This is a genomic window from Caulobacter zeae (assembly GCF_002858925.1).
GTDB classification, from domain to species: domain Bacteria; phylum Pseudomonadota; class Alphaproteobacteria; order Caulobacterales; family Caulobacteraceae; genus Caulobacter; species Caulobacter zeae.
In genome coordinates this window covers 1-15,674 of record NZ_PJRS01000011.1, presented here as the reverse complement: position 1 = coordinate 15,674, position 15,674 = coordinate 1, and the positions used below count along the sequence as shown (strand labels likewise).

The window sequence follows — 15,674 nt, the reverse complement described above, 5'->3', positions numbered from 1 at the left end:
TCCCTCTCTCTAAGAGAGAGGGACCATCTTGGTCCGCCCCCCGACCGCCTCGGCCAGCGCCCTATGCAGCTGCTCGATGCGGAACGGCTTGCGCAGCACCGGCCAGGGCAGGTCTTCGAGCGCGGCGGCCAGGCGGTCGCCGGCGTAGCCGGTGGTCAGCAGGACGGCGGTGCGGGGCGCGCGTTCGGCGACGATGCGGCCCAGCTCCACGCCGCTGACGCCGCCGGGCATGACGAGATCCGACAGCAGGACGTCGAAGTCCGCCTCGGCCTCCAGCCGGGCCAGGGCCGCGCGGCCGTGCTCGGCCGTGACGACGATGCATCCCAGCTCGGTCAGCGCGCCCTCGGTGATGGCCCGGACGCTTGCGTCGTCCTCGACCAGCAGCACCCGCACGCCCGAAAGGTCGGCGATGGGCGCGTCCTCCGACCGTTCCACCGCGACGCCGTCGGCGATGGCGACCGGCAGGTGCAGCGACACCGTCGTGCCCCTGTCCTCCTGGCTGTCGATGGTCACCGCCCCGCCGCACTGGCGCACGAAGCCATAGACCTGGGCCAGGCCCAGGCCCGTGCCCTTGCCGACCTCCTTGGTGGTGAAGAACGGCTCGAACACCCGGCCCAGCACCTCGGGCGACATGCCGTGGCCGGTGTCGGACACCGCCACGCGCACATAGTCGCCGGCCGGGGCCTCGCCCGCCTGGCCGTCCTCCAGCCGCTCGGCCGCGACCTCGACGGTGATGGTCCCATGGTCGGGCGTGGCGTCGACGGCGTTGACGACGAGATTGAGCAGGGCGGCCTCGAACTGGGCGGCGTCGACGCGACTGGAGCCGGCCTCGCGGTCGGCGCGGACCTCCAGGCTCTTGGCGTCGCCGACGGCGCGACGGACCAGGGGCTCGACCTGAAGGATCAGGCCGGCGATGTCGACGACCTCCAGCTTCAGCTCCTGGCTGCGCGAGAAGGCCAGGAGCTGGCGGGTCAGGCGCTCGCCGCGCTGGCCGGCGGCCAGGGCCGCCTCGCCCAGGCGGCGCACGCGGGCCACGTCGTCGGGGCGCTTGAGGATCATGTCGAGCCCGCCGACCATCACCGTCAGCAGGTTGTTGAAGTCGTGGGCGACGCCGCCGGTCAGCCGGCCGACGGTCTCCAGCCGCTGGGACTGGGCAAGCGCGGCCTCGGTCTTGGCGCGCTCGGCGATGCTGGCCTCCAGGGCGGCGGTGCGCTCGGCCACGCGGTCTTCCAGTTCGAGCGTGGTCTCCACGACCTCGGTGTTGTCGAAGCAGCTGCCGATATAGCCCTGGAACTGGCCGTAGGCGTCGTGGCGCGGGGCGCCGGCGCTGCTGATCCAGCGCCAGGCGCCGTCGGCCCGGCGCAGGCGGAAGGCGGCGCGGAACGGGCGGCGGGCCGCGATGGCGGCGGCCGCCTCGGTCTCGGCGGCGTCCAGGTCGTCGGGGTGGACGCCGGCCGCCCAGCCGCGCCCCAGCTCCTCGTCCATGCTGCGGCCGGTGAACTTCAGCCAGGCGTCGTTGAACCAGATGCAGGCCCCGTCCACGCCCGAGATCCAGATCATCACCGGGGCGGCGTTGGCCACGCCGCGGAACTGCTCCTCGCTGGTGCGCAGGGCCGCCTGGGCCCGGCGCTCGCGGGTCACGTCGCGAAAGGTCACCGCCAGGCCCTCGGTGATGCGCACGCCGCTGGAGCGCACCCAGTGCTCCTCGCCGTCGATCACCCGGCGCACTTCGAGATCGTCAGGACCGCCCTCGTCGAGCAGGCGGGTCAGGCGCTCGATCATCTGCTGGCCGGTCTCGTCGCGGAAGACGTCGCGCACCCGGCGGCCGATCAGGGTGGAGACGCCGCGCGGCCGCAGGGCCTGGGCGGCGGGGTTGGCGTAGGTCCAGCGGAAGTCGGCGACCTGGCCCCCCCGCCGCACCGGTTCCAGGATCACGAAGGCGTCGAGCGAGGCGTCCTGGGCGATGCGGAACCGCTCCTCGGCGGCCAGGCCGCTGCGTACGGCCAGCCGCAGGGCGGCGACGAACAGCACGATCAGGCCGCTGCTCAAGCCGAAGGTGGCCAGCTGCGCGGCCTGGGGGGTGTCGAGGGGGCCGCTCATCCACAGCAGGCGGACGATCAGGGCGCTGGCCACCACCGAGGCCAGGCCCGCCCACAGCCCGCCGACCAGGGCGGCCAGCATGACGGCGACGAAGAACGGCGGGAAGTTGCTGGGGTGGTCGGTCAGGTTGGCCGCGCCGAAGCGGGCGGCCACGGCCAGGCCCACGGCCGCGCCGGCCAGACAGAACCGAAGAATCGGGCGATCGACCGACGATGCGAACCGGATCGTCGTCCGACTGAGAAACTGGCCCATTACGCTAGCCCCGCGTCACCAGGCGCACCCCCGCCGGCGACGCTGATGCTAACGCCGGCGAACGGCAGAGGTTCCCGCGCAGGTTGCCCGAATCAGGCCGCACCGCGAGTCTTGGTTTCGATCGTGATCGGGGCCGGAACACTGGCCAGGGTCCAGGCCGACAGGCTGTCGATCGGGCCAGGACGGCCGATGGCGTAGCCTTGTAGCTCGGCGCAGGACTCGCCGCGCAGGAAGTCGATCTGCTCCTGGGTCTCGACGCCCTCGGCCACGACCGGGATCTCCAGGCTGCGACCCAGGCCCAGCACGGCGCGCACGATGACGGTGGCGCGGTCGTGGCGATGGATGTTCTCGACGAAGCTCTTGTCGATCTTGATCTTGTCGAACGGGAACGACTGAAGCGTCGACAGCGACGAGAAGCCGGTGCCGAAGTCGTCCATGGCGATGCGAACGCCCAGGGCTTTCAGACGGCGCAGGTTGTCGAGCGCGCGCTGGTAGTCCTTGAACAGGGCGCTTTCGGTGATCTCCAGCTCCAGGCGCGAGGGCGACAGGCCGGTGGCGATCAGCACTTCGTGCACCAGGGTCGGCAGGTTGGGCTGGTTCAGTTGCAGCGGCGACAGGTTGACGGCGATGCGCAGCGGGCGGTCCCAGCTGGCGGCGTCGGCGCAGGCGCGGCGCAGGACCCATTCGCCCAGCTGGGTGATCAGGCCGTTCTCCTCGGCCACCGGAATGAAGTCGAGCGGCGGGACCATGCCGCGCACCGGGTGCTTCCAGCGGACCAGGGCCTCGAAGCCGCAGACCTCGCCGTCGGCGGCGCGGGCCAGGGGCTGGTAGAACACCACCAGCTCCTCGTCGGTGATGGCCTGGCGCAGCTCGCGGGCCAGGGTGCGACGTTCACGGATGGTCTCGTCCATCTCGCGCTTGAAGAAGCGATAGACGCCGCGGCCGCTTTCCTTGGCGCGGTAGAGGGCCATGTCGGCGTTGGCCAGCAGGGCCTCGGCGGTGCGGCCGTCGTCGGGGAACAGCGAGACGCCCAGGCTGGCGCCCATGGCCAGGTCCTGGCCCTCGTAGACGGCCGGGGTCGACAGCTGCTCGAGCACGCGGCCGGCCAGTTCGGCGGCGGCGGCCGGCTGGTCGCCGGCGGCGATCTGCACCAGGATGAATTCGTCGCCGCCCAGGCGCGCGGCGAAGGACGGGGCGGTGACCGAGTCCTGCAGGCGGCGGGCGGCCTCGACCAGCAGGGCGTCGCCGGCCAGGTGGCCGTGCAGGTCGTTGGCTTCCTTGAAGTGGTCCAGGTCGATGCAGACCAGCGACAGGGTCTCGCCGGACGCCTCGACGCGCTCAAGGGCGGCGGCCAGGCGGGCCTGCAGCGAGTTGCGGTTGGGAAGCCCCGTGAGGCCGTCGTGTTCGGCCAGGTAGCGGATCTTCTCCTCGGCCGAGCGGCGCTCGCGCAGGTCGCGGATGGCCAGCACGGTCAGGCCCGAGGTCTCGGTGCGGGCGCCGTCGTCCATCAGGCGCGAGAACACCTCGACCGGAATGGCGCGGCCGCCTTCGAGCGGCTGGAGAAGCCCTTCGCGGCGGACGCCCTCACGGGCCGGTTCCTTGCCGTCGAAGGTCAGCATGGCGGTGTAGAGCGGCTTGCCGACCAGCTCGTCCAGCGACGCGCCGGCCAGTTCGCAGAAGGCGGCGTTGGCGTCGTTGATGCGGCCGTCCTGGACCACGACGATGCCTTCGTAGGCGGCGTTGGCCAGGCGGCGGATGCGGTCCAGCGCCGAGCGGCTGGTCGAGGACTCGATGGTCACCGCGCCCAGGCCGCCCAGGATGATCAGGCCGGTGATGGCGGTCACCGCCAGGGTCAGCATGGCGCCCGACAGCAGCTGCTCGGGCACGACGACATTGACGTCGGGCATGATCGTCACGGCGCCCATGCCGGTGAAGTGCAGGCCGCAGACGCCCAGCGTCAGCACCGTGCCGCCGATCAGCTGCTTGGTCAGCGAGCGGGCGCGACCGGCGATGACCAGGGCGATGGCCGAGAAGGACACGCCGATGACGACCGAAGCGGCGACGGTGGCCTGCTCCCAGAGCACGTAGCCCTGGGTCACGAAGGCCGACATGCCGGTATAGTGCATCGCGCCGATGCCCAGGCCCAGCAGCAGGCCGCCGGCGCAGTCGTTGGTGCGGGTGCGCTCGGCCGAGGCCACGGCGAAGCCGGCGGCCATGAACAGCACCGCGATCATCAGCGACAGCAGGGTGCCGGCCGGGCTGTAGCCGGTCTTGAGGCCCGGGTCGTAGGCGACCATGGCGATGAAGTGGGTGGCCCAGACGCCCGAGCCGGCGACCAGGCCGGTCAGCAGCAGCCAGGCCCCGCGGACCAGGCCGCGCGCGCCGCGCAGGCGTGAAAAGAGCCGGAACGCCGTGAAACAGGCGGCGAAGCAGACGAGGCCGGCGACAAGCACGAGCCTGAAGTCATGCTGCCCCGTCAGGCAGGTCAGAACCTTCAGCAAAGGCGTTCCCCCAGAGTGGTACGGCGCCACTCTGTGCGGAAAGATACAAAAAATGGTTTCTATTACGCGGCCAGGTAGTCGAAAGCGCGACCTATCGCCGCGCGCCGTGATGAATCGAACCTTAACGCCGCCGACGCCGCGAAAAACGCGGCGCCTGCATTTGAGCTCTTAGAAGAAGCGCTCGCCGATACGCACCGTGTCGCCCGGCGCGACCTGGGTCGACGGGGTCAGGCTCATCTTGGTCTCTTTCTCTTCGCCCAGACGCTTGATGAAGACCTTGTTCTTGTCGGCCCGGTAGGTGTAGCCGCCGGCGGTGGCCACGGCGTTCTGGACGGTCAGGCCCGAGGTGTAGGGATAGGTGCCCGGCTTGCTGACCTCGCCCAGGATGTAGAACGGGCGGAAGTTCAGCACTTCGGCGCTGACGCGCGGCTGCTTCAGGTAGCCGTTGCGCAGGGCGGTCTCGACCGTCTCCTGGAACTGGCGGACGCTGAGCCCGGCGGCCTTGACCTCGCCCAGCAACGGCAGGGACACCAGGCCCGAACCGGTGACGTAGAACTCGCCCGACAGGGTGGGTTCGCCGAAGACGGTGACGCGGATCTTGTCGCCCGAACCCAGCTGGTAGTCGGGATCGACCGGGGCGGCGGGCGCGGCCGTGGACGGCGCGACGGGCGCGGTTTGCGGCGCCGCAGCAGCGGCGGCGGGAGGCGGCGGAGGAGTGTCCTGAGCCTGGGCGATCGGCGCGGCCGCAGCGAGGGCCAGGCAGATCGAAGCCGCCCGAATAAGGCGTCGAACGGTAATCATTCTCGTCACGTCTCTCGGCTGCATCCCTCCCTGGTCTCATCGCATGGAGACCCGGGCGTCACAAGCTTCACCCCGGAACGGGACGTCGTTTTCGCGCTTGCAGCATGACCGGGGCGCCCTGCCCCACCCGGACGGCGGTCAGAACGCCCGTCGCATAGGCTCCGGTGTCGACATTGATCCGGTCACGGCCCAGGAACGGCTCTTCGTCGGGGGTGTGGCCGTGGACGACGACCATGCCCAGGCCGTGCGGCTGGTGCAGGAAATCGCCGCGGATCCACAACAGGTCCTGCGGGTCCTGCTCGGCCAGGGACCGGCCCGGACGCACGCCGGCGTGGACGAACAGATAGTCGCCATAGGCCGCGGTCAGCTCCAGCTGGCGCAGGAAGTTCAGGTGGCGCAGGGGCAGGTTGCGCTGGAACTGCTCCTGGGCCGCGCGCCAAGCCTCGGGGTCACGCCCCACCGGCCGCGCCACGCCGTAGGAAGCCAGGGTCTCGCCGCCGCCGAACTCGGTCCAGACCGGGCCGCCCTCGGGACTGTCGAGGAATTGCAGCAGGGTCTGCTCGTGATTGCCCATCAGGGCGCGGACCTCGAAGCCCGAAGGCCCGCCCGAGGCGGCCTTGAGGGCGGCGATGCGCTCGATCACCCCGGCCGAGTCCGGACCGCGGTCGACATAGTCGCCGACGAACACGATCACCGGCCGGTCCTGGCGGCCAAGCGCGGCGAAATCGGCCGCCACGGCGTCGAGCAGCTGGTCCAGCAGGTCGAGACGGCCATGGATGTCGCCGACGCCGTAAACCACTCGGCCGTCGGCGGAGGCCGTTTGCGACTTGGATCGGGACTTGGGACGCAGGAAGCCGAAGACCATGGACCTGAAGAGGATGGAGAAGGACGAAACAGGGTCGATTGTCAAAATGCCTTAGGCGCAAGGCCCCTTCAACCGCTGCCACGCATATTTACGATAAATAAACCGATATTTTCGAGATCAATTTAACCCTGAATATTCATTGCCCATTACCAATAACGTCAAATAAACCAGATTGGTTAGACGTTAAAAAACCAACTATTTTGACCTCGAATTCAATGGATATTCCGATGATGAGCTCACGAACTTCGCGAGCCCGTCATGAAGATCACCGCCTTTCTCGGAACCGCCATCGCCAGCCTTGGGCTGATGGCCGCCGCCCCGGCCCTGGCCGGGCCGGCGCCGGCGTTCATGCCGATGGGCGCGCCGGCCGCCGCCCCGCCCGGGTTCACCGACCTTTGCCAGCGCGACCTGGACAGCTGCGGCGCGGCCGCGCACGAGATCGCGGCCCTGACCGGCCAGGCGCCGCAGGCGGCGCTCCAGGCCGGCATCGCCACCTCGTCGACCTCGACCGCCTGGAGCGGGGGCCGCCGCCTGACCTTCGCCGCCCAGGCCCAGGCGATCGCCGCCGAAACCGACGCTGAAGACGAAGACGCGGTCGCCGCCCTGACAGTGGAAACCCTTCAAGCCCTGCGCCTGGACACCGCCTTCGCCCTGGTCTCGCCGGAAGCGGCGATGGCCGCCGCCCTGTCGCCGAACACGACCCGGACGGTCGGCCTGGCCTCGGCCGAGGGTGAGCTTCCGCGCCTGTCGCGCGACCAGATGAAGCTGCTCAACGACATCAATCGCCGCGTTAATCGCGAGGTGCAGAAGGCCGACGACTTCGATCTCTACGGCATGATCGAGTATTGGAGCCTGCCGCGCGTGATCGACGGCAAGATGTACGGCGACTGCGAGGACTACGCCCTGGAAAAGCGCCGCCGCCTGATCGAGGCCGGCGTGCCGGCCGCAGCCCTGTCGATGGCCGTGGCGGTCACCGCCCGCGGCGAAAGCCACGCCGTGCTGGTGGTGGCGATGGAGCAGGGCGACTGGGTGCTCGACAACCTGACCCCCTGGGCCACGCCCTGGAGCGAGCTGAACTATCGCTGGATCGAGCGCCAGGCCCCCGGCTCGGCCGCCTGGGTGACGATCGGCTGATCACCGCCCCCCATGTAAGTAAAAAGGCCCCGCTTCGAGCAGAAGCGGGGCCTTTTCAGTATTCGAACAATACTGCCTGCCTAGTAGGCGTTCTCGGCCATCAGCAGGTGCGGCACCGTCAGCAGCAGGATGCGGATGTCGCTCATCAGCGACCAGCCGTCGATATAGGCGATGTCGGCCTTGATGCGGGCCGCCATGTCCTCGACGTCGGTCGTGCCGCCGCGCAGGCCGCGGATCTGGGCCAGGCCCGTGAGGCCCGGCTTGGCCTGGAAGCGCATGTTGTAGGTCGAGATCAGCGCGCCGTAATAGGCGTCGTGCGCCATGGCGTGCGGACGCGGGCCCACCAGCGACATGTCGCCCTTCAGCACGTTGAGCAGCTGGGGCAGCTCGTCGATGCTGGTGGTGCGCAACAGCTTGCCGGACTTGGTGATGCGGTCGTCGTCGCGACGGGCCTGGGTGACCTTGTCGCCGTTCTCCTCGCATCGCATCGAGCGCAGCTTGTAGATGGTGAAGGTTCGACCGTTCAGGCCGCCCCGCGTCTGGCGGAACAGCACGGGTCCGGGCGACTCCAACTTAATCCAGAGCGCCGCGAGCAAAAGCACGGGCGCAAAGAAGATCAAGGCAAGGGCAGCAACGACGACGTCGATGAAGCGCTTGCCGGGATCCACGGCGACACGAGCAAGAATCTCGCCCGCGACGGCGTTCATGGTTTCGGTGTTCGAGCTTCCGCTCACAGCGTAACCCCCTATCCCACGACACACAAAAAGGAACGAAGCCACCCCACTTCGTCTCTAACTACCTAATGCAACTCTCCGACGACGTCGCGCGGAAACTGATACTTAACCATAAAATACAGTCATTTTGCGTAAACCCTGTTCCTTCACTAGGGCTTAGGGGTGAAAAGCTAAGCTTAGATTCGCGCAGATGACGAAGCTGCGCTGAAGGGGCCTTGAGTTTCATGCCGCACGCCGACATCTCGCTGAGCAACGTCGCCGACGCCATTCCGGTCGCCACGCGCCGCCTGCCGCGGGCCGTCGGCCTGGGTCTGGCCGCCCTGGTCTCGGCCGGCCTGTGGCTGGGCGCCGTGGAACTTTTCCGCGCCCTCATCTGATCGGCCGCCGCGGTCACGACTGCCTCAGCCGCAGCACGGTCAGCTGCAAGGCCAGCCCGACCCGGCCCGCCGGGTTGCGGATCTCGTTGGCCAGCCGCACCATTTCCTTCCGCTTCCAGTCGGCGCGACGCCATTCGACGCTGAGCTGTTCGATCGTCTGCGTCCGCGCCGTCGGCGTCAGCCGGTCCCAACGCTCGTAGGCGAACCGCGTCCGGGCGTTGAACAGGCTGGTCTGCAACGGCGCCACCGTGAACGAGCGCTCCAGCGCCAGGGCCGAGGGCCCGTCGAGGCCCGCCGCGGCGTCGACCGCCGCCCGACGCAGCCAGGCCGAACCCGACCCTGGCCGTGACGCTAGCTCTCGGCGGCTGAGACCGTCGAGGCGCGCCAGCTCCGTCTTCGGAAGATCCTTGCGCGCCAGGCCGCGCTCGATGCTCGTCGCCAGGGCGTCGGCCGGCGCGGTGGGCCAGGCCGACAGATCGCCGCCGACCTTGGCCGCCAGCAGCGGACCAGCCATCAGCACGGCGACCAGCGTGCAGGCGCCGCCGCCGGCCAGGGCCAGGCGAGCCGGCGCGCGATCGGGCCTGGCGCCGCGCGTCTCGCCGCGAGGCGAGACCAGGCCGCCCAGCGCGCCCAGGCCCAGGGTGACCAGGGCCTGGATGGCCGGAACCTGAAGCGCGAAGTCCGACAGGCCGTGGATCAGGAACACCGCCGCCGCGCAGACCGCGCCCCGCGCCCAGATCCCCACCGCGCCCGGGCCGAACGCGGCGCGGACCACCGGGACCAGACGCTCGCCCAGCAGGGCGGCCATCAGCAAGGCCCCGACGACGCCTGCCTCTTCCAGCCACTGGACATAGAGGTTGTGCACGGCGCGCACATTGTGCAGCTCGCGCAGGGCCGCCTCGGTCATCAGCATCTGGTTGACCGACGGAAACGAGCCCAGGCCGTAGCCGAACCAGGGCGAAGACAGGAAAGCCCGCCAGTGCGGGGCGATGATCTGCCGGCGGATGTCGAGGTCCTGCTGGGCAAGATCGAAGCGCTCGACCACCAGGCCCGCGCCGTTCAGGCCCAGGGCGACCACCAGCAGCACGGCCGCGCCGCCGATGAAAAGCACGCCGCCGCGCGTCATCCGGCGGCCGGCGAAGACCTGCCAGACCGTGAACATCGCGGCGCCGATCGCGCCGGCGATCAGGCCGCCGCGCGAGGCGGTCATCAGCAGGCAGACGACCAGCAGGGCCACTAGGCCGGCCAGGGCGACGGCGCGCGGATCGCCCTTCTTCAGCGCAGCCGAGCCGCCCCGGCGCAGGCGCTGGGCCAGGGCCGCCGCGGCCATCACGGCGCCGGCGGCGAAGACGGTGGCGGCGCTGTTGGGCCCCAGCAGGGTGGCGGCCATACGGCCCTCGCCGCGCAGGCCGACGTGGTGCACGAGGGCGCCGGCGGCGTAGATCCCCAGACCCCACAGCATGAAGGCCAGCAGCCGGCGGCCGCGCGTCTGCGAGGCGGCGACCACCCGGGCGGCGACATAGAGGCAGAACAGGCCCAGGAGGTTCAGGACGTTGAGCAGCACCGCCGAGCGGTCAAGGGTCGAGGCGCCTGGGCCGTCGGGCAGGAAGGTCCAGACCGGGTGCGGACCGTCGGGGCTCCACGGCGTCAGGGGGACCAGGACCGCGACCAGCAGCAGGCCGGCCAGCACGGCCGGAACCGTCCAGCCGCCCAGCCGGGCCAGATCGCGGCGGGCCCAGCTGCAGGCGGCCAGCAGGATGACCAGGGACAGGGCGTAGAGCCCGGCGAACACGGCCGCCACGGCCGTGTCGCTGGCGCCGAAGGCCAGGACGGCGCCGAAGACCAGAGCCGTCAGCCCCGCGCAGGCGGCGGTTTCGGACCCCGCGAGCCGCCGGGTCCGACGCCCGTCAGTCCGCATAGTACTTGCGGTAGCTCTTGTAGTAGTAGCCCGCGTCGCCGTAGCCGTAGCGGGACTGGGCCTTGAGATCCATCTGGGTCAGGGCCACGCCGGCCAGGAACACGCCGCGGCCTTGCAGCAGCGACAGGGCCGAGGTGATGGCCTTGACCGGGGTGCGCTTCCAGCGGGCCAGCATGACCACGGCGTCGGCGTGCGGCGCCAGGATGCGGGTGTCGGCGATGGCCAGCAGCGGGGCGGTGTCGAGCAGAACCACGTCGAAGCGCTGGCGCAGCTCGGCCAGCAGGCGCTGGAAGGCGGCCGAGCCGAAGACGTCGCGGGGCGTGTAGGCCGACTTGGTCAGCGGCAGGACGCGGGCCCCGCTTTCATCGGCGTAGAGCGCCTCTTCCAGCGTGGCCGCGCCGTTCAGCACCTCGATCAGGCCGACCGTCGGGGCGGTGGGCAGGAAGCGGTTGATGGCGCCCTGGCGCAGGTCGCAGTCGACGACCACGACATTGGCGCCCGAGGCGGCCAGGGTGCGACCCAGCGAGAAGGTGGTGGTGGTCTTGCCCTCGCCCGGCAGCGATGAAGTGACGGCGATCACCTTGACCGTCTCGCCGACCTTGGAGAACAGGATCGCCGCCCGCAGCTTGCGCAGGCTCTCGGCGAAGCTGGAGAGCGGCTTGTTCAGCAGGTAGTCGGGCGGGGCCAGGCCGCGGGCGGCGCGGGCGTCGTCCAGGGTGGAGCTGAGCAGCGGCACCGAGCCCAGATAGGGCACGCCCAGGCGGCGCTCGACCTCGTCCTCGGTGAACAGGCCCGCCATCAGGATCTCGGCCAGCACCACGGCCGCGCCGCCGGCGCCGAGCGCGGCGACCAGGCCCAGGATCAGGTTGACCGAGGGCTTGGGTTCGCTGGGCTTGCTGGGGATCGTCGCGCGCGACAGCACGCGGGCGTCGGGCTGCTCGATGCCCTGCTGGGTGGTGGTCTGCTTGAAGCGACCGAGCAGGGACTCATACAGGGTGCGGACGGACTCGGCCTTCCGCTCCAGCTCGGCCAGGCGAATGCTGGCGCGGTTGTTGCCGGCCAGAGTTCCGCGGGCGGCGCCGACGCTGCCGGCCACCGAGCCGGTGCGCTGGCGCGAGATCTGGGCCTGGGCCTCGAGGTTGGAGATGATGCGCTTGATCTCGGCCTGGATCTGGGCGTCGATGTCCGACAGCTCGCGACGGGCCTTGATCAGGTCGGGCCAGCGCTCGTCGTAGCGCTCGGCCATCGAATTGACCTGGGCGCTCTTCTCGGCGCGCTGCTTGCGCAGCTGCTGGATGACCGGCGAGCTCATCGTCTCGCCCAGGTCCTCGCCGTTGCTGCCGCGGGCCAGCTGGTTGCGGGCGATATTGAGGCGGGCGTCGGTCTCGGCCTGTTCGGCGCGGGCCGTGGCCAGCTGCTGGTTCAGGCCTGAGATCTCCTGCTCGGTCAGGGTCGCGCCCTGGGCGCTGAGCAGGTTGTTGGCGATCTTGTACTGCTGGACGTCGGCCTCGGCCTGCTGCAGCTGGCCGCGCAGGTCGGCGACGCGGGTGTCGAGCCAGCTGTTGGCCTGCTTGGTGGCCTCGAACTTGGCCTCCAGCTGTTCGGTCAGGTAGAGGTCGGCGAAGGCGTTGGCCAGGCGGGCGGCCTGGGCCGGATCCTCGTGCGTGTACTGCACGGTGATCAGGTAGGTGACGCCCGAGCGGCGGACGTTGAGGCCGCTGAGCACACGGTCGACGATGCGCTCGCGTAGGCGCTGGGCCACGACCGGATCGTTGGCGGCGGTCGGCGCGACCGTCTTCTTCAGGAAGGGGAACCAGGCCTTGACGCCCTTCGCCCCGGCGAGGCTGGGGTTGTAGTACGGATCCTGGTCCAGCTTGAGCTGGTCGACCACGCGGCCGGCCAGCGACCGCGAGCGCAGCACCTCGACCTCGGTGTCGACCACGGCGCTGTCGGCGGGCAGGCCCGACAGCACGGCGTTCATGTCCGGGGTCACCTGTTCCTGGCGCACGTCGATCATGACCTGGGCCTGGGTCGAGTAGCGCGGGGTCTCCTGAAGCGTGAACAGCACCACGGCGACGAAGACCGCCAGGGCCACCGCCGCGAACAGCCGGAGCCTGCGCCGGAAGATCGCGATGATGACGTTGAGGTCAAACGCGGGCGCCGCGGCGTCGGACGCCGCAGCGATCGGGGTCTCGAAGGTCGAGCCGTCCATGATGCGCACTCTCAGTGGTCGATGCCCTCCCGCTAGAGGAGGGTCGCGACCTTTTTGGACTAGAATTGCAGGGCGAGCGAAGCGGCCAGCTTATTGTCGGTGAAGCTTCGCGCCGCATTGGCGCCTTCAGACTTCTGCTTCAGGTAAGTGTAGGTCAGGAAAACCCCGACACGACGGTTCATCAGATACGAGACCGAAGCCTTGGCGCCGCTGCGCTTGTCTTCGCGATCGATGCCTTCGTAATCGTCATTGCCGAAATTGGCCTGACCCGACAGTAGCACGTTGCGCAGCAGCTCGTGATCAACGGCGACCGAACCGGTGGTCGCCACGAAGCCCTGGGAGCCGGCGACGACGGATTCGTCGATGTTTCGGGTGGCGTTGAAGGTCACCGTGGTCAGCTCGGTGGGGAACCACTCGACCTTGGTCTTGGTGCTGAAGCCGGTGATGTCGCTGACCTGGCGGCCGTTGACGACGAAGTTGTCGTAGGTCTGCTTCATGTAGCCGGCGTCGACCTGGCCGCGAACGGCCTGGGCCAGTTCGAAGTCGACGCCCGCCGACAGGATGTAGCCGTCAGAGTCGCGCGCCGAGTCCGTGTCGTAGCGGCGCGAGTCGCCGGTCAGCGAGACGTAGAAGGCGGTGTCGGGGCTGACGGCGTAGTCGGCCTTGACGCCGTAGCGGTACTGGTCGCGGTCGCGGAAATCCTGGTCAAGCTCGCCGGCGATGTTGCGGCCGTCCTCGTAGTCGTAGGACTTGCTGCTGAGGTCGCCGGTCAGGCGCAGGCGGTTGAATTCCTTCACCCCGGTCAGGGCGGCGGTGACCAGTTCGTACTGGATCGGGGCCAGGGCGGCGACCGGCGAGGTCGGGGCCGAGCGCGGCTCGGTCAGCTTCTGGTACTGCAGGCCGCCGGAGATGAACGAGCCGCGGACCACGTCGAGCTTGCCGTTGAGGCCGAGGGTGTATTCCTCGTTGTCTTCCGTGCCCTTGTCCGAATAGCGGTTGATCGAGCTCGAGGCGAAGGCGCTGAGCGAGTGGCGCGACCAGTCCGAGCGCAGGGCGATTTCCGGCTTCACGCGCCAGATGGTGTCGGACGTCTCGTCAGTGGCGACGGCGTAGATGTTGTCGTCGTGCTCGAGGTCCACCGTCAGGCGCGGATAGGCGATGAAGGCGCCCAGGCGCACGCCGGCCGCTTCATAGTCGGGGCGCGGCCGCTGGCGCACGCTGGTGTGCTTGTCGCGCTTGAAGCTGGACGCGTCGCTCTGTGCAAAGGCGATCTGCGGCGCAGCCGCGACGAGAACAGCCGCGATCGCGGCCGAGGCGAGTATCTTCATGGTCTATCCCCAGTTCGGCGACTTCGATCGCCCTCGGAAACCCGACACAAACAAAAAAGGGATCCGGCGCCGGACATCCCGGCGCAGGTCTAACGCGTAGTAGAGTCTTAGGTGCCGCAGTAGTCGGCGGTCACGCCCGCGCACGGGTCGTAGGCCGCCGGCGGCGCGGCGCCGTCGCCACCGCCGCCGGTCGAGCCCGACAGGCTGACCAGGACGCTGACCGAGCCGCCGGCGGTCGAGGAGGTGACCGTGGCGGTTTGGCCGGTGGCCTTCAGCTGGGCGACGACGGCGGGAGCGTTGGCCACGGTGGCGGCCATGCCCGGCGCGACGGCGGCGGCGACCTTGAGGGCCACGCCGGCGCTGATGACGTTGGAGGCCACGGCCTGGATCAGGGCGGCGGCGATCACTTCGGGCGAAGCGCCGCTGGCGGCCAGGGCCGCGGCGACCGAGGCCTGGACGGCCTCGAGCTTGGCGTCCGGGGTCTTGGCCGCGAAGCTGGGATCGGCGGCGGCCGAGCGGGCGGCGGCGGCGATCACGGCCTGCAGCGAGGCCGCGCTGGGCGGCGCGGTCGAGGCCGGCGTGGCGCCGCCCTGGACGGCGGCGGCGGTCGACACGAAGGGCGCGACAGCGAGGGCCAGGCCCGCGACGATTGCGCCTACGAAACGCGATGACATGGCTTACCCCCTGTTAAGAATTCGAGCACCCTATAAGCCCCCGATCCCGGGTATTCCAGCCCTAAAACTATTATAAGCGTTAATCGAAGCGCTCAGACTTGCGACTTTGCACATAAGCGGCACAGTTTCGTGACCGTCTGCTTGGGATCAGATCAATTCTTACGACACGAGCATGACATAGGCGGCGATCGCCCGACCCGCGCACGATCTATCCTCTCGCACGAATATTTCCGGCGCCGACGACCGGACGCCTTCATCACCTGACAAGCTTCGCCATTAGCAAGCTCGACAGTGAAACTGTCCGATTCAACCTTGGGTTATACTCAAGCGGTCGTTTGATCAGCTTGCGGATTCAACGACGACGGCGCGTCAATCGTCGGAATTCTCGCCGCAGGGGTCGTTCGAGGCTGGGCCAGATCAGCAGACCGACCAGGACGGCGATGACGGCGGCGGCGAACAGCAAGCTTCCACTCCAGGCTGAGACCACCCTACAACCTGCACGTGACTGTTTGTTTGAAATCCGCCGCGCGTGCGATGTCGCCCAGCATTTTCGCGCCGGCGCCCAAGGCGCATGCACCCGACGGCTTGTCTCGCGCCCGCGATTGGCCGATTAGCGGGCGGAAGGTTCGGATCCGCCGGCCGCCCCCATCCGTGGAAAGAGGACATCCATGCGCGTAGCGATGATTGGCACGGGCTATGTGGGCCTGGTGTCGGGGGCGTGCTTTGCGGACTTCGGTCACGTGGTGACGTGCATCGACAAGGATCCGCGCAAGATCTC

Annotated in this window: 12 protein-coding genes; 3 read left to right on the top strand and 9 right to left on the bottom strand. The window is 69.3% G+C overall.

The window, feature by feature from the left end; translation table 11 throughout:
* Positions 1-9 precede the first annotated feature (9 nt).
* The 4 genes from SGCZBJ_RS26330 to SGCZBJ_RS04800 form a co-directional block, all read right to left on the bottom strand.
* Entirely contained in the window at positions 10-2,352 is a 2,343-nt protein-coding gene (locus SGCZBJ_RS26330; RefSeq protein ID WP_101716894.1) for an ATP-binding protein, read from the bottom strand.
* Positions 2,353-2,444: 92 nt separating this feature from the next.
* Positions 2,445-4,853, bottom strand: a complete 2,409-nt coding sequence (locus SGCZBJ_RS04810; protein ID WP_101716893.1) for an EAL domain-containing protein — start codon at positions 4,851-4,853, stop codon at positions 2,445-2,447.
* A gap of 168 nt (positions 4,854-5,021) precedes the next feature.
* Entirely contained in the window at positions 5,022-5,654 is a 633-nt protein-coding gene (locus SGCZBJ_RS04805; RefSeq protein ID WP_101716892.1) for a polysaccharide biosynthesis/export family protein, read from the bottom strand.
* Positions 5,655-5,721: 67 nt separating this feature from the next.
* Complete coding sequence (locus tag SGCZBJ_RS04800; RefSeq protein ID WP_338065441.1) at positions 5,722-6,453, bottom strand: metallophosphoesterase family protein; 732 nt, start codon at positions 6,451-6,453, stop codon at positions 5,722-5,724.
* Positions 6,454-6,777: 324 nt separating this feature from the next.
* On the opposite strand from SGCZBJ_RS04800, the gene SGCZBJ_RS04795 reads away from it, so the two are divergent.
* Complete coding sequence (locus SGCZBJ_RS04795) at positions 6,778-7,653, top strand: transglutaminase-like cysteine peptidase (protein ID WP_101716891.1); 876 nt, start codon at positions 6,778-6,780, stop codon at positions 7,651-7,653.
* Between the two features lie 80 nt (positions 7,654-7,733).
* On the opposite strand, the gene pssZ is transcribed toward SGCZBJ_RS04795, so the two are convergent.
* Positions 7,734-8,360, bottom strand: a complete 627-nt coding sequence (pssZ, locus tag SGCZBJ_RS04790) for an exopolysaccharide biosynthesis protein PssZ (RefSeq protein ID WP_101714178.1) — start codon at positions 8,358-8,360, stop codon at positions 7,734-7,736.
* Between the two features lie 251 nt (positions 8,361-8,611).
* Between pssZ and SGCZBJ_RS25565 the strand changes: the two genes are divergently transcribed.
* Complete coding sequence (locus SGCZBJ_RS25565) at positions 8,612-8,764, top strand: hypothetical protein (protein ID WP_165799245.1); 153 nt, start codon at positions 8,612-8,614, stop codon at positions 8,762-8,764.
* Between the two features lie 13 nt (positions 8,765-8,777).
* On the opposite strand, the gene SGCZBJ_RS04785 is transcribed toward SGCZBJ_RS25565, so the two are convergent.
* The 4 genes from SGCZBJ_RS04785 to SGCZBJ_RS04770 form a co-directional block, all read right to left on the bottom strand.
* The gene (locus tag SGCZBJ_RS04785) at positions 8,778-10,682 is read right to left on the bottom strand and encodes an O-antigen ligase family protein (RefSeq protein ID WP_101716890.1); all 1,905 of its coding nucleotides are present in this window, start codon (positions 10,680-10,682) and stop codon (positions 8,778-8,780) included.
* Positions 10,672-12,894: a GumC family protein gene (locus SGCZBJ_RS04780; RefSeq protein WP_101716889.1), complete on the bottom strand. Its 2,223-nt coding sequence runs from the start codon at positions 12,892-12,894 to the stop codon at positions 10,672-10,674. The genes SGCZBJ_RS04785 and SGCZBJ_RS04780 overlap by 11 nt, the downstream gene beginning before the upstream one ends.
* Before the next feature lie 59 nt (positions 12,895-12,953).
* Complete coding sequence (locus SGCZBJ_RS04775; RefSeq protein WP_101716888.1) at positions 12,954-14,222, bottom strand: outer membrane beta-barrel protein; 1,269 nt, start codon at positions 14,220-14,222, stop codon at positions 12,954-12,956.
* A 107-nt stretch (positions 14,223-14,329) separates the two neighbouring features.
* Positions 14,330-14,896, bottom strand: coding sequence for a hypothetical protein (locus tag SGCZBJ_RS04770; protein ID WP_101716887.1), 567 nt, complete (start codon positions 14,894-14,896; stop codon positions 14,330-14,332).
* A gap of 668 nt (positions 14,897-15,564) precedes the next feature.
* Between SGCZBJ_RS04770 and SGCZBJ_RS04765 the strand changes: the two genes are divergently transcribed.
* Positions 15,565-15,674 (top strand): hypothetical protein (locus SGCZBJ_RS04765; RefSeq protein ID WP_133149190.1); only part of this gene is annotated, 110 nt, incomplete at its 3' end.